The sequence below is a fragment of the uncultured Salinibacterium sp. genome (assembly GCF_963974405.1).
In the GTDB taxonomy this organism is placed as follows: domain Bacteria; phylum Actinomycetota; class Actinomycetes; order Actinomycetales; family Microbacteriaceae; genus Rhodoglobus.
The window spans coordinates 162,077-183,285 of sequence record NZ_CAXBBH010000001.1; the positions used below are offsets into that span (position 1 = coordinate 162,077).

At 62.0% G+C, this 21,209-nt stretch carries 16 protein-coding genes; 5 read left to right on the top strand and 11 right to left on the bottom strand.

From position 1 onward, the window contains the following. Positions 1-24: 24 nt before the first annotated feature. Positions 25-1,098, top strand: a complete 1,074-nt coding sequence (locus tag AACZ26_RS00770) for an ABC transporter permease (protein ID WP_339618387.1) — start codon at positions 25-27, stop codon at positions 1,096-1,098. After that, complete coding sequence (locus tag AACZ26_RS00775; protein WP_339618388.1) at positions 1,095-1,793, top strand: ABC transporter ATP-binding protein; 699 nt, start codon at positions 1,095-1,097, stop codon at positions 1,791-1,793. The genes AACZ26_RS00770 and AACZ26_RS00775 overlap by 4 nt, the downstream gene beginning before the upstream one ends. On the opposite strand, the gene AACZ26_RS00780 is transcribed toward AACZ26_RS00775, so the two are convergent. Beyond that, entirely contained in the window at positions 1,761-2,573 is an 813-nt protein-coding gene (locus AACZ26_RS00780) for an aldo/keto reductase (RefSeq protein ID WP_339618389.1), read from the bottom strand. The genes AACZ26_RS00775 and AACZ26_RS00780 overlap by 33 nt on opposite strands. An 88-nt stretch (positions 2,574-2,661) precedes the next feature. Next, the gene (locus tag AACZ26_RS00785; RefSeq protein WP_339618390.1) at positions 2,662-6,132 is read right to left on the bottom strand and encodes a bifunctional proline dehydrogenase/L-glutamate gamma-semialdehyde dehydrogenase; all 3,471 of its coding nucleotides are present in this window, start codon (positions 6,130-6,132) and stop codon (positions 2,662-2,664) included. 127 nt (positions 6,133-6,259) lie between these two features. Here AACZ26_RS00785 and AACZ26_RS00790 point away from each other — a divergent pair, with 127 nt between their 5' ends. Beyond that, positions 6,260-7,153 (top strand): LysR family transcriptional regulator, encoded by an 894-nt coding sequence (locus AACZ26_RS00790; RefSeq protein WP_339618392.1) that lies wholly within the window; start codon positions 6,260-6,262, stop codon positions 7,151-7,153. 24 nt (positions 7,154-7,177) lie between these two features. Here AACZ26_RS00790 and AACZ26_RS00795 read toward each other — a convergent pair whose 3' ends face one another. From AACZ26_RS00795 to AACZ26_RS00815, 5 genes are all read right to left on the bottom strand, one after another. After that, entirely contained in the window at positions 7,178-8,170 is a 993-nt protein-coding gene (locus AACZ26_RS00795) for a LacI family DNA-binding transcriptional regulator (protein WP_339620608.1), read from the bottom strand. Positions 8,171-8,237: 67 nt separating this feature from the next. Further along, positions 8,238-9,662 (bottom strand): family 1 glycosylhydrolase, encoded by a 1,425-nt coding sequence (locus tag AACZ26_RS00800; protein WP_339618394.1) that lies wholly within the window; start codon positions 9,660-9,662, stop codon positions 8,238-8,240. After that, positions 9,662-10,573 carry a carbohydrate ABC transporter permease gene (locus AACZ26_RS00805; RefSeq protein ID WP_339618396.1) on the bottom strand — a complete coding sequence of 304 codons (912 nt, stop codon included), beginning with the start codon at positions 10,571-10,573 and terminating at the stop codon, positions 9,662-9,664. Before AACZ26_RS00805 ends, AACZ26_RS00800 begins: the two co-directional genes overlap by 1 nt. Further along, positions 10,570-11,667: a sugar ABC transporter permease gene (locus AACZ26_RS00810; protein ID WP_339618398.1), complete on the bottom strand. Its 1,098-nt coding sequence runs from the start codon at positions 11,665-11,667 to the stop codon at positions 10,570-10,572. The genes AACZ26_RS00805 and AACZ26_RS00810 overlap by 4 nt, the downstream gene beginning before the upstream one ends. A 73-nt stretch (positions 11,668-11,740) precedes the next feature. Beyond that, positions 11,741-13,054 carry an extracellular solute-binding protein gene (locus AACZ26_RS00815; protein WP_339618399.1) on the bottom strand — a complete coding sequence of 438 codons (1,314 nt, stop codon included), beginning with the start codon at positions 13,052-13,054 and terminating at the stop codon, positions 11,741-11,743. 255 nt (positions 13,055-13,309) lie between these two features. Here AACZ26_RS00815 and AACZ26_RS00820 point away from each other — a divergent pair, with 255 nt between their 5' ends. After that, positions 13,310-13,690, top strand: a complete 381-nt coding sequence (locus AACZ26_RS00820) for a nuclear transport factor 2 family protein (RefSeq protein WP_339618400.1) — start codon at positions 13,310-13,312, stop codon at positions 13,688-13,690. A gap of 54 nt (positions 13,691-13,744) precedes the next feature. Here the strand turns inward: AACZ26_RS00820 and AACZ26_RS00825 are convergent, their stop codons facing one another. Together AACZ26_RS00825 and AACZ26_RS00830 are read right to left on the bottom strand one after the other, a co-directional pair. Beyond that, the gene (locus AACZ26_RS00825; RefSeq protein WP_339618402.1) at positions 13,745-14,293 is read right to left on the bottom strand and encodes a thioesterase family protein; all 549 of its coding nucleotides are present in this window, start codon (positions 14,291-14,293) and stop codon (positions 13,745-13,747) included. A 67-nt stretch (positions 14,294-14,360) separates the two neighbouring features. Next, the gene (locus tag AACZ26_RS00830; RefSeq protein WP_339618403.1) at positions 14,361-15,269 is read right to left on the bottom strand and encodes an endonuclease/exonuclease/phosphatase family protein; all 909 of its coding nucleotides are present in this window, start codon (positions 15,267-15,269) and stop codon (positions 14,361-14,363) included. Between the two features lie 138 nt (positions 15,270-15,407). Here AACZ26_RS00830 and AACZ26_RS00835 point away from each other — a divergent pair, with 138 nt between their 5' ends. After that, the gene (locus AACZ26_RS00835) at positions 15,408-18,914 is read left to right on the top strand and encodes a TM0106 family RecB-like putative nuclease (RefSeq protein ID WP_339618404.1); all 3,507 of its coding nucleotides are present in this window, start codon (positions 15,408-15,410) and stop codon (positions 18,912-18,914) included. Between the two features lie 22 nt (positions 18,915-18,936). On the opposite strand, the gene AACZ26_RS00840 is transcribed toward AACZ26_RS00835, so the two are convergent. After that, complete coding sequence (locus AACZ26_RS00840) at positions 18,937-19,377, bottom strand: hypothetical protein (protein ID WP_339618405.1); 441 nt, start codon at positions 19,375-19,377, stop codon at positions 18,937-18,939. 3 nt (positions 19,378-19,380) lie between these two features. Beyond that, positions 19,381-21,201, bottom strand: coding sequence for a hypothetical protein (locus tag AACZ26_RS00845; RefSeq protein ID WP_339618406.1), 1,821 nt, complete (start codon positions 21,199-21,201; stop codon positions 19,381-19,383). Positions 21,202-21,209 lie beyond the last annotated feature (8 nt).

A 21,209-nucleotide genomic window follows, 5' to 3' on the forward strand; every position in this document is an offset into this window, starting at 1 on the left:
TCGTCGACGCCGAAAGGACTCCCCATGTTTGTTGCCTGGCGCGATCTGCGCTTCGCCCGCGGACGATTCGTGCTCATTGGTACCGTCGTCGCACTCATCACCCTGCTTGTTGGATTTCTGAGTGGCCTCACTGGTGGGCTTGCCTCCCAGAATGTCTCTGGAGTGCTTTCTCTCCCCGCCGACCAACTCGTCTTCGGCACCCCCAGCAGCAAGGGGTCAGATGAGGCGAGCTTCTCTGACTCTGCCATCACCGAGAAGCAGGCAGTCACCTGGGCTGCCGCCGAGGGTGTCGAGTCCGCGGATCCGATCGGTGTCTCCCAAACGAAGGCTGAGTCATCTGAATCCAGCGCTGCCGTTGCCCTCTTCGGCGTTGTCGCTGGCTTCGATGACACGGCTCCGAGCGGTGATGGCAAGGTCGGTGTCTCTGAAGATGCCGCCGCCGTTCTCGACGTGACAGCCGGTGACACCATCACGGTAGCCGGCACCGACTACACGGTCGAGAAGGTCAGTGGCAACTGGTGGTACAGCCACACACCGGTCGTGCAAATGACACTCGATGATTGGCAGGGTTACTCGGCGACGACGGGAGATCCTGACGCCTACGCCACCGCCATTGCGGTCACGGGCGACGCGGACTGGGCTGCGATTAATAGTGACGCAGGTACCATCAGCAATTCGGTGCTCTCCTCCCTCACTGCTGTCAGCTCATTCCGTTCGGAGATCGGTTCTCTGTTGATGATGGTTGCGATGCTCTTCGGCATCTCAGCCCTCGTGATCGGAGCGTTCTTCACGGTGTGGACGATGCAGCGCAAGGGCGACATTGCGATGCTGAAAGCTCTCGGAGCATCCACTGCTTCCCTCGTGCGAGATGCGCTTGGCCAGGCACTGATCGTGCTTCTGCTCGGAGTCGGGATAGGCATCGGCATCACCGCACTGCTCGGCGCCCTGCTGGGCAACGCGCTGCCGTTCATCCTGAACCCCTTCACAACGGTGTTACCCGGGGTCGTCATGATTGTGCTCGGTCTCGCCGGCGCAGTCTTCGCTCTTCGTTCCGTCACCACCGCCGACCCCCTCACTGCCCTAGGGAGCACCCGATGATTACGCTCGACAACATCACTCTCACCTTCCCCGACGGCGATGGCCGCGTCACGGCGGTCGATCGCGTCACCCTCAGTGCTCGCCCCGGCACCGTGACGGGCATTACCGGTCCGAGTGGTTCGGGCAAGTCGAGCTTGCTCGCGGTTGCCGCCACCCTCATCCGCCCCGACTCGGGCCGCGTCCTGATTGATGATGTGGATGCCGCCCAACTGTCGGCGACGGAAGCGACAGTGTTGCGCCGCGACTGCATCGGTATCGTGTTCCAGCAGTCCAACTTGCTACCCTCATTGACCGCCGTCGAGCAGCTTGCCGTCATGAACGAGCTCGGTGCCCCGCACAGCCGAGGCAAGCGTTCGGCGGTCGCCGACCACGCTCGTGAGCTGCTGGATGCCGTGGGCTTGGCCGACCAGATGAAGAAGCGGCCGCATCAACTGTCTGGCGGTCAACGCCAACGCATCAACATCGCGCGGGCTCTCATGAACGACCCGAAAGTTCTTCTCGTGGATGAGCCGACGAGCGCTCTCGATCAAGAGCGCGGTGCGAGCATCATCGATCTCATCCTGCGCCTCACCGACGAGCGCAACACTTCAACGTTGCTCGTCACCCACGACCTTGTTCATCTCCCCCGCATGCACGGGGTCGTGAACATGGTGGATGGCGCGCTAGTGTCCGATCTCGTCGGAGTCAGCACCTGAGCCCGGCATGTCGATCGCCGCGATGGCTTCGAGGTCGCGCGAGTCGAGTTCGAAGTCGAAGATCGCAATGTTGTCGGCCAGCCTGTCGGGGTTGGCCGACTTCGGGATCGCCACGAGACCGTTCTGCAGGTGCCAGCGCAGTGCGATTTGAGCCGCCGAGCGCTCGTGCTTTTCTGCAATTTCGAGCAGCACCGGCTGGTCGAGCACTCCCTTGATGGGGCTCCACGCTTCCGTCACGATTCCGCGGGAGTCGTGATACGCCCGGTCTGTAAGGCGAGCGTTGGTTGGTGAGAGGTCAACCTGGTTGACGGCCGGAACGGTGGCCCCGGCATCCAGCAGCACGTCAAGGTGCGCCGGCTTGAAGTTGGAGACACCGATGGAGCGAGCAAAGCCGTCGGCGTGAAGCTTCTCGAACGTGCGCCAGGTCGACAGGAACTCACCACGGTCGGGCAGCGGCCAGTGGATCAGCAGCAGGTCGACGTATTCGAGATCGAGCCGTTCAAGACTGCCGCGCAAACCTTCGATCGCGCGGTCTTCGCCCTGAAATTCGCCGTCCAACTTGGTGGTCACAAAGAGTTCGTCGCGATCAATGCCGCTACGACGGATGCCCTCGCCCACGCCCGCTTCGTTGCCGTATTTCACGGCCGTGTCGATGTGGCGGTAGCCGAGCTCGATCGCGGTAGGAACAACGACGGCGACTTCAGCGTCGCTGAGTGGCCACGTGCCGAGACCGAGCTGGGGAATGCTGTGGCCGTCGTTGAGTGAGATCGAGGGAATCATTCTCTTAGGCTAAACGACGGATACGACACTGCGCGGGGACTCGCTGTAGCGAATACCCGCGCAGGGTCATGCAGCGCAGTGCAGTGTCTTAGACCTCGAGCGCGGCCATGGCCAGGTCGGGGTTTCCAAAACGGTGAGCCGTGATCGAAAGCGACTGTTCTTGCACAAAGATCAGCAGCTCAACGCGACCCGACGTAGTGACTTCTCCCGACCACACAGCGACGTCGGGGTTTCCCTTGACCGCTTCAGCGAGATCGACAGCGGATCCGCCGATGAGGCGCACCCGGCTGGTCTTCAACTCGCCATTGGCCGCACGCGCATTCCAGCGAGCGTCCGACTCGGTAACGACTTCAGCGACCGAGACTCCCGTGTGGGCAGACTCAAACGATTCGGTGAGCAGCGACGGCAAGGGGATGGCGGAGCTGATGTGAATGGTCGCGCCAATACGTGCGGCTCCAGCGATCATCCGCACAAGGTGGCCCATCGGTTCGCCCTCGGAGAGGCGAACGGTGACGGGAACCGGGCGATAGCGGAAGACGTTGCGTTCAACGCCGAGGTCTGACACGTCACGGCTGACGCCGAATTCTGTCTCCCACGCGCGCTGGTCGCTTTCGGCGGCACGACGTACCCGGTCGAACTCGTCGAACTCCATGCCCGACTGCGCCTTCTTGATAACCGCGGATACCTGGTCGCTGAGACCGCGAACCTGGATGTCACGAGCGGCGGGCTGTTCGACGGCCTTCCACTGTCCGAGCGTCATCAGGTAGTTGGGCCCGCCAGCCTTGGCGTGGCAGCCAACGGCTGAACGCTTCCAACCACCGAAGGGCTGGCGGCGAACAATGGCGCCCGTGATTCCGCGGTTGACATAGGCGTTGCCTGCTTGAACTTCTTCGAGCCAACGCGCGACCTCGGTGGGATCAAGCGAGTGGATGCCCGCAGTCAGGCCGTAGTCGACGGCATTCTGCATCTCGATTGCTTCGGTGAGGTTCTTGGCGCGCATGATGCCGAGCACGGGACCGAAGTATTCGGTCATGTGGAACTCGCTGCCGGAAACAACACCAGTGCGAACGCCAGGGGTCCACTGCTTGCCTTCGTCATCAAGCTGACGGGGCTTCACGAGCCAGCTCTCACCGGCAGCGAGAGTGGTGAGGGCACCGAGTAGTTTGCCCTGAGCGGGCTCAACAATCGGGCCCATCGTCGTGAGCGGGTCCTGCGGGAGGCCAACGCGCAGCGTGCGTACCGAGTCCACAAGCTGGCGCTCGAAGCGCTCGCTCGTTCCGACCGATCCGACAAGGATCACGAGTGAGGCAGCCGAGCACTTCTGGCCGGCGTGCCCAAAGGCGCTCTTGGTGACGTCAGCAACGGCGAGGTCGAGGTCTGCGCTCGGCGTCACGATGATCGCGTTCTTGCCACTGGTCTCCGCGAGAATCGGAAGATCATTGCGCCACTCGCGGAACATTGCGGCGGTCTCCCACGCACCGGTCAAAATGACGCGGTCAACCGCGGGGTCGGAAATCATGACGCGACCGAGTTCGCGATCCTTCAGATCAACAAACGAGAGCACGTCGCGGGGCACTCCGGCTTCCCAGAGCGCTTCAATCATTACGGCCGCGCTGCGCTGCGAGAGCTTCGCGGGCTTGATGATGACACCGCTGCCTGCAGCGAGAGCCGACAGCACGCTTCCGGCAGGAATGGCGACCGGGAAGTTCCATGGCGGGGTAACGACGATAAGCCCCGATGGAACGAAGGTGGCGTCTTCGATCTTTTCAAGGTCGAGGGAGCGCTCTGCGTAGTAGTGCGCAAAGTCGATCGCTTCACTTACTTCAACGTCGCCCTCGGCGATGGTCTTTCCTGCCTCGTTGGCCATGACCTCGATGAGGCGGGCACGGGAGTTCTCGATGGCGTCACCGGCACGGTGCAAGATTGCGGCGCGCTCAGCGGCGGGCAGCGCGCCCCAGCGGCGCCCTGCAGCCGTGGTCGATTCGAGGATGCTCTTCATCTGTTCGGTCGTGCTGACAGCACTAGCGGTGACGGTGTCGACACCGAGCTGCGAGTCTCCGCTGCGTGCCAAGATAGCGCGACCCCAGGTGCGGTTTTCGCCGATGGCCGGGTCAGTATCCGGAACGTTATTGAAGGGGCGGTCGCCAATGATCGCAGCAGGCGTCGAGCGGTCCTGAACGCGGTTGGTGGTCTGAGCCGGCACGTCGAGGTTCGCGAGCGAAGCCAAGAAACGGTCTTGCTCACGCACGAAGATGTGTTCGTTGCTGGAGAGTTCGAACAACCCAGACATGAAGTTCTCGGTGCTGGCATTCTCTTCGAGGCGACGCACGAGATAGCTGATGGCCGAGTCGAACTCGGTCGGCTGAACGACGGGTGTGTACAGCAGCAGGCTGCCGACATCCTTTCTGACCGCTTCGGCCTGGCCAGTAGCCATTCCGAGCAGCATTTCGAACTCAATACCCTCGGTGACGCCGCGCTCTTGAGCGAGGTGCCACGCGAAAGCGATATCGAACAGGTTGTGCCCGGCAACACCAATGCGAACAGCATCGATGTGCTCGGGGGTGAATGCCCAGTCGAGCACGCGCTTGTAGTGAGTGTCGCTATCTTGCTTGGTTCCCCAGGTAGCCATTGGCCAGTGGTGGGTGACGGCGTCGACGTTCTCCATCGCGAGGTTGGCGCCCTTAACGACGCGCACCTTGATGCCGGCGCCGCCGCGAGCGCGACGCGCCATCGACCAGCGGGTCAGTTCCTGCAGCGCGGTGAGGGCATCCGGCAGGTAGGCCTGAAGCACGATGCCTGCTTCGAGCTCGAGCAGTTCTGGCTGGTCGAGGAGCTTCTCAAAGACCGCGATCGTGAGGTCGAGGTCTTTGAACTCTTCCATGTCGAGGTTGATGAACTTCTTCTTCGGCGAGCGCAGTGCGAGCAGGTAGAGGGGGGTGAGGCGGTCGACAACACGGTCAACGGTCTCATCGAAGGCCCACATGGAAAGCTGCGAGACGACAGACGACACCTTGATGGAGACGTAGTCGACGTCATCCCGGTTAAGGAGCGCGCGGGTGCCGGCGAGGCGGTTATCGGCTTCGTCATCACCAAGCACTGCTTCACCGAGCAGGTTGAGGTTCAGGTTGACGCCTTCTCGGCGCAAGTGCGTGAGGGCCTTGTCGAGCTTCGCGGGAGTCGCGTCGATGATGAGGTGGCCGACCATCTGGCGCAGCACGCGGCGAGCAATCGGAACGATGATCCATGGCAGCAGCGGAGCGAAACCGCCGCCAACCAGGATGGCGAAGCGGAGGTACCACGGCAGGAAGGCCGGGATGATGTGGGTGAGGCGCTCGAGATTGCGACCGGCAACCCGCACATCTTCGGGGCGCACAACGGTGTCAATGAAGCCGAGGGTGAACTCAAGACCGTTCGGATCCTTCAGCACGCCGGCCAGGCGAGTGGCACTCGCGTCGGCCGGATACTCTTCACTTTCGGCCAGCCACCGGCGCACGGTAGTGATCGTCTGATCCGCGAGGTGCTGCTGTGAAGCACTGAGGTTGTCGGCAGTCTTTGACATGCTCACGAGAATAGGCCTCCGAACGGGGGTTGGGCTGGAACTCTCAGTGTGCGGCCAGAAAGGCCTTTAGCAAAAGCGACGGATTTCGCACGGTATCACTTAGAATTAGTTAACTATTGGAGGAGAAATGCTCGACGTTCGCCGACTGCGACTTTTGCGAGAACTCAAGCTGCGCGGCACCATCGCCGCAGTCGCTAACGCGCTGAGCTACACACCCTCCGCAGTCTCTCAACAACTGGCCCTCTTAGAAGAGGAAGCACGGGTTCCGCTGCTCGTTAAAGCGGGTCGCCGCGTGCAACTCACGCCCGAAGCCGAACTCCTTGTCGAACACACCGTCGCCCTGCTCGAACGCCTCGAACTCATGGAAGCGGAGATCCACTCCTCCCTCACCGAAGTGCGCGGCACCGTGCGCCTCGCCGTCTTCCAATCCGCAGCCCTCGGCATCATCCCTCAAGCGCTCAGCGTCATTGCCAGAGACCACCCCCAACTGCGCATCGAGATGACCCAACGAGAGCCTGAGAGCGCCCTCTTCGAAACGTGGACCCGCGAGTTCGACCTCGTGATCGCCGAACAGTATCCGGGGCATGCCGCGCCCCGACATCCCGACCTCGACATGATCCCGCTCTACGCCGACCAACTCTCCCTCGCCGTGCCTGCCGACAGCGGAATAATGAACCTCGCCGACGCCGCCTCGAGCTCCTGGGTTATGGAACCGCGCGGCACCGCCTCCCGCCACTGGGCAGAACAGCAGTGTCGGCGAGCGGGCATCGAACCCGATGTACGCTTCGAAACCGCCGACTTGCAGGCGCACATCCGACTCGTTGAATCTGGCCACGCGACCGCCATCTTGCCCGGCCTCGTGTGGGGCAGCCGCACCCCCACCGTCGAACTGCGCCCCATGCCCGGACTGCCACGCCGCACCGTGTTTACCTCGGTGCGCGAGTCGAGCGTCAGTCGACCGTCGATCGTCGCCTGCCGCGAGGTGCTCGAACAGGTCGTGCAGTCGTTCGCCCCGGAGTAGAGAGGAACGCAAAAGGCGGTGAAGCTACGCCGAATCGCGGATGACGAGCTCGGTATTCAACGTCGTGACGGCGTCGACGGGGCGATTTTCAATCAGCCCCACAATCTTTTCGGCCATGCGCCGGCCCATCTCGACGGAGGGCTGCCGCACGGTGGTCAGCGGCGGAGTCGCGGTGCTCCCATAGTTATCGTCATCGAAGCCGACCACCGCGATGTCGGCAGGCACCGACAATCCTGCTTCACGGATGGCCGAATAGGCGCCGATTGCCATCTGGTCGTTGGCGGCAAAAACCCCATCAAATGGTTCGCCGCGGGCGAGCAAGCGGCGCATCGCTTCGGCACCCGACGGCGGAGAGAAGTCGCCGACTTCAACGAGATCGCTCGACAACCCATGCTTAGCGAGTGTCTTGTGGAAGGCCGACAGGCGGTCAACACCGGGAGGCATGTCTTGCGGGCCTGCGATCGTCGCGAGTCGAGTGTGCCCGGAGCTCACCAAGTGCTCGACAGCTGAACAGGCTCCGGCAAAGTTGTCGACGTCGACGTAATAGTTCTCGCCGTCAACCTCGCCGAGGGGTCGCCCACCGAAGACAACCGGAAGGCTCCGGCTCAACTCAGCGTACGAATGGTCGCCCGTGTGGTGCGAGACCACGAGAGCGCCATCCACGTTGCCGCCCAAAAGGTAGCGGCGGGTCTTATGTGAGGCCGAACCGGATTCGATGATCATGTTGAGCGTGTAGTCGGTGTCTTCGAGGTACAACGCAACGCCCTGAACAACGGCAGCAAAGAAGGGGTCGTCGAACACTTTGGCTGCCGATTCCGGCACGACCATCGCGATTGCCTGCGTGCGACGACTCACGAGCGAACGGGCAGCGCGATTGGGCACGTAGTTGAGGTGCTCGATTGCCGCCTGGACGACGGCAGCAACATCCGGACTCACCTTGGGCGAACCATTGACCACGCGCGACACGGTGGCGCGGGAAACGCCCGCTTCTGCCGCCACCATCTCTAGTGTCGGCATCACCCCGCTGCGCACATTGCCTGCCACGAGCCCGCTCTCTGCCTAGTCGTTTCTCTAAGAGTAACGATCAGACCGCGGCTTTCGTTGCCGCGATGAGTGCCGCGTACTCTTTAGCGCTCTGTTTCGGGATGCGTTCTTGAGTGTCGTAGTCGACGTACACGATGCCGAAGCGCTTGTTGTAGCCCCACGCCCACTCGAAGTTATCGAGGAGCGACCACACGAAGTAGCCGCGCACATCAGCACCGTCGGCGATGGCATCCGCCACGGCCTGAATGTGCTGAGCGATGTAGCTCGCGCGCTGCGGGTCATCGATGGCATCGCCCTCGCGAGTGTCGTCGTAGGAGGCACCGTTTTCGGTGACGTAGAGCGGCGGCAATGTGGGGTATTCCTTGCCCAATCGCACAAGGAGGTGGCGCAAACCGCTCGGGTTCACTTCCCAATCCATGGCGGTGCGGGGCAGGTCGCGGGGTGGCATCGTCACGAACTCGCTGCCGACGAATGGCGAACGACCGGGCTTAGTGGTGGGTCGAAGCCCGGGCGTCGCGTCGCGGGGAGCGGGATGACCGCTCACGTTGTCATCGTGGTAATGGTTCACGCCCAAGAAGTCGATCGGTGCCGAGATGATCTCGAGGTCGCCCTCTTGCACGTACTGCTCGAAGTTGTACTCGCGCAGATCATCGATCACGTCGGTCGGGTACGCGCCAAGCACGAGGGGCTCAAGGAACATGCGGTTCCACAGGCCATCGATGCGGCGGGCTGCATCACGATCGATCGGGTCACTGGGGTCGTTGGGCACCGCGTTGGTGAGGTTCAGCGTGATACCCAGCTCGATTTCTCGGCTCCGTGCGGTAGCAAGTTCACGCAGTCGGTTCGCTGCCAAACCGTGCGCGAGGTGCTGGTGGTGAAGTGCCGCGAGACCAAGGTTCGGGTCGGTGAGTCCAGGCGCGTGCTCCCCCGCGACATAGCCAATCAGCGATGAGCAGAGTGGCTCGTTGAAGGTGGTCCAGTGGCTGACGCGATCACCGAGCACGGTGTACACGGCCTCGGCGTACTCAGCGAAACGGTACGCGGTGTCGCGGTTGGCCCATCCGCCCTTCTCTTGAAGAGCCTGAGGCAGATCCCAGTGGTAAAGAGTGAGCCAGGGAAGGATGTTTGCTTCCAGCAGCGAGTCAACGAGACGACTATAGAAGTCGAGCCCTTCCGCATTCGGAGTGCGGTCGCCCGGTACAACGCGAGCCCAGCTCGTGGAGAACCGGTAGGAATCGAGACCGAGCTCTTTCATGAGCTGCACGTCGTCATTCATGCGGTGGTAGTGGTCAACCGCAACTTCAGGGGTATCGCCGTTGGCGACCGCGAGAGGCTGGCGGGGGTAGTGATCCCAGATCGAATCTTCTTTGCCGCCCTCGTGGGCAGCTCCCTCGATTTGGGCGGCCGCGGTTGCAGACCCCCACAGAAAGCCCTGCGGCCAGGTCGTGGTGTTGAGAGTGTTCATTAGCCCTTTACTGCTCCTGCCATGATGCCCGAGACGAGTTGCCGTCCGGCGAGTACGAAGACGATCAGTAGCGGCAACGTTGCCAATACTGCGCCCGAAAGAACGACTGAGTAGTCGACGTACTTTGCGCTCTGCAATTGACTGAGTGCCACTTGCAGGGTGGGGTTTTGCGGGGCAACAAGCAGCGGCCACAGGTAGTCGGTCCACGCCGTCATGAAAGTGAAGAGCCCGAGGATGGCCATCGCGGGCCGGGCTGCAGGGATGCCGACATTCCAGAAGGTGCGGAACATGTTGGCGCCGTCGACACGGGCCGCTTCGATCAGCTCGTCGGGGATGACATCCACCAAGTATTGACGCATGAAGAACACGCCGAAGGCGGTCACGAGGGTGGGCACGACGACGGCACCGAGCGTGCCCGTCCAGCCGAGTTCTTTCATGAGCATGAACTGCGGGATGATGCCGAGCTGGGTCGGCACTGCGAGGGTCGCGATCACAAAGATCATGAGCCCCTCGCGACCTTTGAAACGAAGCTTCGCGAAGGCGTAGCCGGCGAGTGTGGAGAAGAACACGACCGATGTCGTGATGATGCTCGACACGATGATGCTGTTCAGCAGCGACTGCCAGAACGGCACGGTCGATAGCACTTCGCCGACGTTGATCCAGAAGCGGCCGCCGGGAAGCAACGGTGGCCACGTTTCGGTGATGGCAGTGTTATCGCTTGAGCCGACAACGTATGACCACCACAGCGGGTATGAGCCGCCGAGGAACAGAGCGAGAAGGATCCCGTAGACAAGGAACCCGGGGCGCTCGGCAAGCCCGCGGGCGCGACCACGACCGCGGCGGGGTGCCTCTGCCGTTGGCTTCTGTGAGGCAGCACTTTCCGGTGGGCGTGTGGGGCTCGTGGTGCTCATGAGCGCTTCTCCTCATCTACAGCGGTGACCCCGGGAACGCCAGTGGGGTTGGCCGCGGTGGTGGCGCGATATCGCGCAAGTTTCTTGGCTCGACGCTTGGAGATGACTTTCACTTCGGTGGAGGCGATCTTGCGCGAGATCGCGAAGTTGAGCAGTCCGAAAGCCACGATAATGATGAAGAGCAGCCAGGCGATCGCAGAAGCTTTGCCGAAGTCTCCGCGGTTGAAGGCCATGTCCCACAGGTAGAGCACGGTTGTTTGGTACTCCCGATGAGCACCGCCGAGGTTGGCGCTGGTGGGGTTGAAGAGCTTCGGTTCGGTGAAGATCTGCAGCCCTCCGATCGTGGCGGTGATGATCACGAAAATCATGGTGGGGCGGATGCTCGGCAACGTCATCGAGAAAAAGCGACGCACGGCGCCCGCTCCATCCAGGGCTGCCGATTCGTAGATGTCGCGAGGCACCGCCTGCATGGCGGCGAGGAGGATGAGCGCGTTGTAGCCGGTCCAGCGCCAGTTGACCATCGAGGCGATCGCGAAGTGGCTCGCGAAGACTTCGCTCTTCCACATCACGGGCTCGATGTTGAACGAGGTCAGGATGTTGTTGATGAGCCCATACTTCTCGCCGAAGGCGCTCGAGAAGATGATCGCAACCGCGACCGGGGTAACGATGTACGGGATGAGGATGCTCATGCGCCAGAACGTTTTGGCACGCAGGTTTTGGTCGAGCACTGCCGCGATGAAGACGGCGGCAACGAGCTGCGGGATGGCGCTCAGCAGGAAGATGCTCATGGTGTTGAAGAGCGAGTTCCAGAAGTATGGGTCGTTGAGCTCGGCGACGTAGTTCTCGAAGCCGATCCATTCGCCGGCTCCGCTCAGGATGTCCCAGTCGTTGAGAGACACGACGAAGGTATAGACGAGCGGGAAGAGGCCGATGAGTGCAAAGAGCACGAAGAACGGCGCTATATAGAGGTAGGGAGATGCTTTCACATCGAGACGACTGAGTCGCTGCCGTCGAGTGAGCTTGGTTTTGCTGGCCTCGGAGCGTGTCGGCGCCTGACCGGTTTCTGGTCGGGGCGGGCTCGTCATGGTCGTCATGTGGGGAGTCGCTTTCAAGAGATGAGGCCCCCGGGCTACGGGTGCACCGGGGGCCTCAGGTACCGCTAGGTGGTTAGTTGAGGTCGAGGTTCTTCAGAACCTCAATCGCGTTGTTCCACGCGGTGTTGCCGTCAACACCCGAGTCGAGTTCCTTGGTGGCGGGACCGAAGACCTGCTCCTGGATGACTGCGTCGTTCGGGCCCTTGAACTGAGCCTTCACGCCTTCTGCACGCGATCCGAGGATCGTGCCGATGGGGGCATCGTTGAAGAAGGTGCTGAGTTCGCTGCTGCCGGTTACACCGTCATCCGTCTGAGCGGCGATGACACTGGGGAACGCGCCTGCAGCCTGGAAGGCAGCAACTTCGGACTCAGCGGAGGTGAGGTAGGCGGCAAGCTTTGCTGCCTCAGCGGGGTGTTCTGACTGGGTCGGAACGGTCAGGAATGCGCCGCCCCAGTTTGCCGGCCCGCCGGGGAAGACATCTGCGAAGTCCCAGCCACTGGTGGCGTCTCCGCCTGCTGCTTCAACCTGTCCCTTGACGACACCGAGCATCCAGCCGGGGCACATGAACGTAGCGAAGGAGCCATCAACGAAGGCCTTTCCCCCGCCCCAATCCCAAGCGCTCTGCTGTGCCGAGAGGCCAGCCGATGCGCCATCGGCGAGCTTCTCCCACTGCGACTGGAGATCGGCGTTACCTTCAACGTTGAGCTCTCCACCTGCGGTGTAGTAGCCCTCGTCGAGCTGGTTGACCATGGCGTTCCAGACAAAGCCGGAGTGATCATAGAAGGCCTTGCCCGTTGCTGCGTTGTAGTCCTTGCCGACCTGGAAGAAGTCATCCCACGTTGCGCTATCTCCGCCGAAGAGTTCGGCAACAGCCTCGCGGTCGGAGGGCATTCCGGCGGCCTCGAGAAGGTCACCGTTGTAGCAGAGGCCCTCGGGCCCGATGTCTGTTCCGTAGCCGATGATGCGGCCGTCAGCGTCGGTGCCCTGAGCGAGCTTCCAGTCGACCCAGCGGTCCTTGATGTCGTCTGCGCCGTATTCGCTGAGGTCAACGAAGGTGTCGGAGACCTGCATGACTTGGCCGAGCCAGCCTTCTTCAACTGCCTGCACGTCGGGGAGACCGGCGCCTGCCGCTTGCTTGGTCTTCCAGTCGGTGAGGGCGTTTCCACCGGTGTCGATGTTGGTGGCCTTGATGGTGATGTTGGGGTTTTCGGCTTCGTACGCTGCGTACAGGTCGTCGAGTCCCATGGTGCCAAAGGTGGTCACGGTGAGGGTGATGGGCCCGTCACTTGATCCGCCGTCAGTTGCTGAACAACCGGTGGCGAGGAGGGCAATGGATGCTGCGCCTGCGACGGCTGCAACCATCTTGGTGCGTCGTAGAGATTTCACGGTCACTTCCTTGTGAATGAGGGTTATTGGTGTCCGAAAGAGACCCTCATCAGGAATGAGAGCGCTCTCACGATTGCAGGTTTGATCTTATGAGAGCGCTCTCTCGAATGTCAAGAGAGCGCTCTCACAAAGTTGAAAGTATGACAACTTCCGCAAGCGCTTGCTGTGGTGCGCCCTACGGCTACGACAGTTGCTCAGCGACACATCCGTTGCCTGGCCTGTTGCCCGCCAGAGTGCGCCCCTATGCTCGGCACTATGGAATTCGTCAACACCTATCTAGACGCGTTAGCAGCCGCCGACACTGAGAAGATTCTGTCACTGTTCGCCGACGATGCCGTTGTGGTCTCACCGCTGTACGGAGAGTTGCCCGCAGCCGAGTTCTATCCGGCACTTTTTGCCGATTCTGCGAGCGCCAAACTCACACTACGTTCGGTGATGCGTGGCGAAACAGCGACAGGAACGCCCACCGTCGCGTTTTGGTTTGATTTCGACTGGGTGTTGCGTGACGGGGCAGCAGCGCCGTTTGAGGTGGTCGACATCGCGGAGCTTGATGCGAGCGGACGCATTTCGCGGCTGCACATCATTTATGACACGGTCACCGTCAGGCCAGCTTTCGACAAAGCTACCGTCCGCTAGCCAAGCCGGGGCCTCCCGACGATACCGAAAGCGGCACGAAAACGTGCGCCGCGCTTACTTCCAGATGCTGGGCGCTTCGGCACGACTGACGGGCAGCGCAACATGATCGGCCCACTCCTGAACCCAGTCGGGAAGCACGGGCTGTTCGCCATCCCATCCGATCGTTTCGAGGAGTTCAGCGACAGTAACGGTGCCACCGGAACGCTTGAGGAAGCGGGCGCGGGTCATGGCCTGGGCGTAGATTTCGCCACCGACAACGAAACGCTGTTCGACGTAAACCGCTTTCGCGTCATACCCGACAACGCGGGTTTCAAGGTCGAACTTTTTCCACAGGTTGAGTGATTTGCGAAAGCTGATGGTTTCGTTGGCCATGACCGGGTAGTAGCCCTTGGCGCTGAGCTTCTGCCAGCCACCGGAACGGATCAGGAGATCCATGCGGCCAATGTCCATGATTGAGAAGTACACGCCATTGTTCATGTGGCGCAGTACATCGATGTCGGTCGGCAGCACCCGCAGCGACATGGTGCCAACGTCCCGCACTCCGAGCGGCGATCGACGCGTGCTGAGAATGCGGTGCAAGATCGTACGAAAGATCAGATTCACTCGCCCAGATTAGGTGAATCGTGATCGGGCTCGTAAATCGTTTGTAGGGATGCTCTAGCGGGTTGGTCTATTTTGCCGCGGCGAAACGCACAACGGCTTGCACTGGCGTGTGATCCGACGGCCAGCCGCCGTCATACCGCGTGACATTGATGCCGACGCTCTCGACGGTGACCCCGGGCGTTGCGAGAATCCAGTCAATTCGTTTGCGGTTGCGCTTCGGCGGTCCGTAGTTCGGGAATGTTCCCCACGCCTGAGTGAGACGCTGCTCGGCGGTGTGCCAGGTGTCGACGAGCAGACCGTTACCGGTGAGTTGACTATAGGGGTGAGTGTCAGCATCCGTATTGAAATCGCCGGTCATGATGGTTGGATGCGGCGTCGCCTGCACAATGTTTCTCAACGCTTCGGCCGAGCGAAGGCGCGAGGTGCGGGAACGGTGGTCGAGGTGAGTGTTCACTGCCTGAAAGTGGATGCCGGTGGCGAGGTCGCGGAAGATGGCTTCCACCACAACGCGAGGGGTGCGATTGCCCCACGAAACCGATCCCGCAACGTTCGGGGTATCGGAGAGCGCGGACTGCCGCCATTCGACCACCTGAAGTCGGCGGGAATCATAAAAGATGGGGCAGCCTTCGCCGCCGGTGTTCTTTTCACGACCGTGGCCGAGCGAACGATAGTGCTCGCCCAGCGCCCTGAGCACGAACTCTTTCTGCGTGAAGAGTGCTTCTTGCACGCCAATCAGTGCCGGTTGTTCGGCGGCGAGTAGGCGCTTCATCAACGGCTGGCGGTGGCGCCACAGATCAGGATTGCGCGGCATAAGTTTGGGTAGGCGCCGACGGATGTTGTAGCTCATCACATGCAGGCCGGGAGCGTCGACGGGCCCGATCAGCGAGCTACCGCGCGAAGGGAACGCCAATTGCGGCTCACGCTCCGGGCCGAGCGCAGAAAAATGCTTCGACCGTGGGGCGGTGATTCCCGTCATGGTTCAAGCCTAGGGCGTGGGGTGGTGTTTCGGCGGGGTCGGGCGCGTGAAACGCCTCGCCGCGATGACTCGTCGATCTGCGCGGTACCGGCACGGGTCAACAACGATGTCCCTCCCGGGCCATATTCTGATCGAGCCATGTACCTGCTCACCGATACCGCTCTCGTGACGAGCGCCAGCGATCTGACCCAAGCCTCGAACTGCGAGTTCGGGTTTCTGCGCGTGCTCGATAAGCGGTTGGGGTTCTCAACCGATCCGCTGCCCGCTGATGATGCGATGCTGGTGCGGGCGGCCGAGCTCGGAAACGTGCATGAGGCTCGGCTGTGCGATCGCTATCGCGCCGAGTTCGGTGATGCGATGGTCGAATTCGACAAGCCTCCGGGCCGCGACGCCGCTGTTCTCCGCGACTACGCCGCGCGCACGCGTGACGCTCTGCTCGCCGGTGCCCCGGTCATTTTCCAAGGTGTCTTCTTTGATGAAGCCGACCCCGAACTGCCCTTCATCGGCTACGCCGACTTTCTCGTCAAGCAGCCCGACGGCGGCTACCGCGTAGTCGACACGAAGCTGTCGCGTCATGTGCGCGTCACCGCTCTGCTTCAGTTGGCGGCGTATCACGAGCAACTTCAGAAGCTCGGTGTTCCGGCAGACGGCACCGTAGAACTCATTCTCGGCAATGACGAATCGGAGACCGCCGAGGTCAGCGATATCGCCCCCGTCTTTCGGCGCCGTCGGGCCCGCCTGCACGCGATCATCGCCGAACATCGAGCCGAAGGTACGCCGGTCGACTGGCACGATGAGCGGTACGCGCGGGATGGCCGGTGCAAGTTCTGCACGGAGCCCGCCATGCTAGCCGACGACCTGTTTACGGTGGCGGGGTTGCGTGTCGGGCAACGTACGAAATTGATGGCGGCGGGCATCCGCACCCTGACAGCCTTGGCCGAAACGCCCGAGCGGCCCGACGACTTAGCCATTCCGAAAGCCAGCTTTGCCAAGCGCCACCTGCAGGCCAAGCTGCAGCACACCGTCGATCCGGCCGACAGCCACGCCATCCCGCCTGTTGTCGTCGTTGACCCGCGGCCGATCGCGAGCCTGCCCGCGCCCAATCCTGGCGACCTCTTCTTCGACTTCGAGGGCGACCCGATGTACTCCGAGCCGGGGATCGGCGGCACGCCGCGCTGGGGCCTCGACTACCTCTTCGGCTGGGTCGATGCCGCGGGCGAGTTCGATTGCCTGTGGGCGCATTCCCATGCCGAGGAGCGGATCGCGCTGCGGTCGTTCCTGGACTTCGTCACGAAGCGGCGGCAGCAGCATCCGGGGCTCCACATTTATCACTACGCCGCCTATGAGAAGACGCATCTGCTGAGCATCGCCGCGCGGCACGGCGAGGGTGAGGATGTCGTCGACCAGTTGTTGCGCGATGGCGTGCTCGTTGACCTGTATCCGATCGTGCGGGGCGTGCTGCGCATCGGAACGCCGTCGTATTCGATCAAAAAGCTAGAGCCGCTCTACATGGGTGACGAGGAGCGCGCCGGGGTGACGAACGCCGCAGACTCCATCGGTGAGTACGTGGAGTCGAGTGTGGCGGCCGCGAACGGCAACGTGCAGCGCGCAACCGAAATTCGCGATGCGATCGCCCGCTACAACGAGTACGACTGCGTTTCGACGCTCAAGCTGCGCGATTGGCTGCGGGCGCTGCCCGAGGTGCAGGGCGTAACGGTCGAGCCGGTGGATGAGGAATTCGAGGGCAAGACCTTCGAGCCGAGCGCGCTCGATCTCCAGTTGCAGGCGCTGGGCGACACTGCCGAAGAGTCGGGCGATGACACCGCTGCGAGCGCCTATCGCATGGCCGCAGCCGCCATCGATTATCACCGACGCGAGGTCAAGAGCTTTTGGTGGGAGCACTACGACCGCCTCGAGCAACCGTCGGAGTTGTGGGAAGACACCCGCGGTATCGTCGTCGTTGACAGCGGCTCGCTGGATCGCGATTGGCACAAGGAGGGGCGGCAGCGCACCGAGCGTCGGCACCTTTATCTCCGCGGTCAATGGGCGCCGGGCAGCAGTGCCCCACGCCCCGGCGGCGATGTTTTTCTCGTCTACGGCGATCCTCTTCCTTACCTACCACCGGGCCACCGTGCCGGCGCGCGCCTCGCCCGCGGGGTTCGTTTCGCTGACCCCGCCGAGGATGAAGACGGTATCTTCGTCATCGAATCGCGACCCGATGAGATCCCCGCCTGGGACGAAATGCCCACGCACATCACCCCGGGGCCGCCGCCGCGCGCAGACAGTATCGTTGCCGCGATTGAGGCGTGGGGCGAGACCGTCGTGGCCGCCGCACCGGAGTGGCCCGCTGACGCGATGTCTGACCTGCTGCTGCGCACAGCGCCCGCCGAAGTCAGCGCCCTTGAGCCCATGACGAGCGCGGATGATGGTGTGCGCGCCGTGATCTCCTCGCTGCTGTCGCGGGAGAGTGGCTACCTCGCGGTGCAGGGTCCTCCCGGCACGGGCAAGACCTATCTCGCGGCGCACGTTATTCAGCGACTGGTCGAGAAGCATCACTGGAAGGTCGGCATCACGGCGCAGTCCCACAAGGTGGTCGAGAACGTTCTCGATGCTGTGGTTCTCGATGCGGGCCTTGACCGAGACCTTGTCGCGAAGGCGGTGCCGGGAGAGTTCGGCGTTGGCTATTACGCCGATGGCCCGTTCAGCGAGTTGCCGGCGAATGGTCACGCGGGCTTCGCACGCGAGCACGACTCGTCGGGCTACGTGATCGGTGGCACCGCGTGGGACATGACCAATCGCAAGCGGGTGCAGGCCGGCCAACTCGACCTGTTGGTGATCGACGAGGCTGGCCAGTTCTCTCTCGCGAACACGATCGGTGTCGCGGCGAGCGCGAAACGCATTCTGCTGCTGGGTGACCCGCAGCAACTCCCCCAGGTGAGCCAGGGCATCCACCCGGCGCCGGTTGATGGTTCGGCGCTCGGTCATGTGATCGGCGAGCTGGCGGTGCTTCCGGATGACTTCGGCTACTTCCTCGAAGAGAGTCGCCGCATGGATGAGGCCGTCACGCGCCCTGTCTCGCTGCTCTCCTACGACGGCCTGCTGCGGTCGCACGCGTCAACGGCGGGTCGGATGCTCGAGGGCTTCGCCCCCGGCCTGCACTCGGTTCCGACCGCTCACGTCGACAACTCCACGTTCTCCGCCGAAGAGGCCGACCGGGTGGTTGAGCTGGTACGCGAGCACCTGGGCGCACTGTGGACTCCAGAAGCCGGAGGCAAGGCAAAGCCGCTAGACGAGGACGGCATCATCGTGGTGACGCCGTACAACGCTCAGGTTGAGTTGATCCGGGGCCGTCTCGATGCTGCCGGCTATACCCGTGTCGTCGTTGGCACGGTGGACAAGTTCCAGGGCCGAGAAGCGGTCATCTCGATCGTCAGCCTCGCCGCCTCCAGCGCCGACGATGTTCCCCGCGGCCTCGACTTCCTGCTCTCCCGCAACCGTCTCAACGTCTCCATCTCCCGCGCCCAGTGGGCCGCGTATCTCGTGTACTCCCCTGCGCTGCTCGACTCGCTGCCGCAGTCGGCGGAGGGGGTGGCGACGCTGAGTCGGTTCATCTCGTTGGTTGAGGGTGTGGGAAACGCCTCATGACCGGCGTCGGAGCGCGAAAACTTCACAGACCGTGAGTTTTGCGCCACCACCAGTTCCTCCGAAGTGGGTCAGCGCCCTCGGTGCGCATAAGTTCACGCAACAGTCGGTAGTCATCGTGACGGAGCGTGGCTAGCTCCTTCGAATAAGCAGGTGCTGCAACTTGATCCAAGGTCGCTCCTGCCCAGAATCCCCAAGTGTTATCGGTCACTCTACCGAGCCGGCGAAGATCGATTTCGTCTTCGCACAGTTGAAGATAGCCACGTACGACCGGGCGGTCACGTTTACGAGTATGCCCTGTAATCGCGAAGTGAGCGGAACGTTGATCCATGAGCACCCAATACCGCGAGACATATAACTGCTCAAATTCCCGGTGCATTTGCCGACCGTGAAAAAGTAATTGCCATGCCGCAAAGATGATGGCTAGTGCCGTCACGCCCTGCACAACGAAAGTGAATATGACCAACTGTTAGGTGTCCTTTGATTGTGTTGTGGGCGGGTCCTCGAGGAAGTGCGTTGTTGTCGACTCCGTTGGGCGCAAGCTCAACAGGGGCGATGGGGGGCCATCAACACCACGCGGATACCTGTCGAGTGAGATGTCTGAGCAGATTTCCTTGCGTTGCTCTTGCTCGCGACGAAGACGATTCAGGACAGCCGCGCTTGTGACTTTGAGCTCATCAATTGGGAAATTGGCCGGTTCCGGTTCCGGCTCGGGCTCGGGCTCGGGCTCGGGCTCGGGCTCGGGCTCGGGCTCGGGCTCGGGCTTCAGTTTCGGTCGTGAGTTCGGAATTCCGAACACCGGACCCTCTATATGCTCGAGCGTGCCGAGGTTCACGATCGACTCTTGGAGGCCTTCACCGAAGTTGAAGATATCTGCCGCGGATACCTCGTAGACGATTGTCAGCGCTTCGAGGATGATCTCTGCGACGCCGCGGCCGTTCCACCCGGGTTCGAGCAACCGCGATGGGTTGGGAAGGCTCCCTCCCTCGCCGAATCCTAGGGGCGTAGGTGCGGTCCATCCGAGGAATTCCAGCGCCGCGTATTGCTCGCCTGTAATGGGGTTGTTCGAGTCGTTTCGGCCGCTGACTTCGATGTGGAGTGATCCGTCATGCTCGAGAATAGCTTGCGCGAATGGTGACGCGTAGGCGTTGTAGTTGTGGGCACGCGAGTAACAGTCGAGGGTCCAGAATGCGCCGGGGCGTAGGTAGCCAGTAGCGACGTCGATAGCATCGACGAGTGGCACCCAGAGTGCGCCGAGAAAGGGATTTTCAAGGACCCTCTCGGTCGCTGCGGCACTGGTTTCGTGCGCTTCGAGTTCTCGATTGTCGAAGAGCAAGTATTCACGGTGGCCCGCAGCGCGCACGAGCTTCTCTGCTTCGTCTTCGGTTTCAGCCCGGCAACCAAAGATCCCGTGCTCACCACCGTCGTTCGTGTAATACGTATACACCCGTTGAGAGCTGGCCTCTTCTGGGCCCTCTGCAGGAAACAGGGCGGCGCGGATGAGGTTAGCGGCGTCTTCGAGGTCGTAGCTTGTCGCAAGTTTCGCGTGATCTTGTGACACTCGAATTAGCCACCCGTTGTCGGCGATGGTGCTGTTTGGCCGAGCTATCGGAAAGTACGAGGGAAACACTGTGGTGAGGTAGTCGACCATTTGCTCTTCAACAAACACGTCCACCAACAGTCGCGCTGGTTCTCCCGACTTCGTCACCACATCAAGGATCCCGAGGGCGAAGGAGCCGTCGTCCTCTGCAATGCACTCGTGAATGTACGGGTCGGCGCTCGCTAGCCACGCGGCGTCATCGAGAGGCCGTCGGTTAAAGCCGAATTCCCGGCCTTCGAGCACAGAAAGCAGGTCCCCGGTGTTTGCGAATGGCGAGGTGAACCACTCAGCTTCGGGAATTTGGCGACTCCACACAATTTCGCCTTCACCAAGCGCCTCGAGCACGAGGTCCGCGATGTTCCCGGGGATGTCTGCGTCCACATCCCCACGGGTAAGAATCGCGCACCACGATTCTGCAGCAAACGCGACGAGCACACTCTCGTCGTCCGCTCGCGCTTGGTGCATCTGTTGGGTGTTCGTTTGAAAGCTCTGGCCCTTGAGGTAGAAGATCTCGATGTAATACGAGGCCACGCTCATATCGGAAAAGAGCGACGTCGAATAGAGAACGCCCTGCACCGACTCAGCGCCCGGAGTCAGGTCTTTCGGGAACACTTGATGTCCTTGCGAGGCAAGAAGTCCCTCGGCTTCCAAAGTGTCATAGACGTCTTGTGCTCCCGCGTATTTGGTCATCAGCTTCC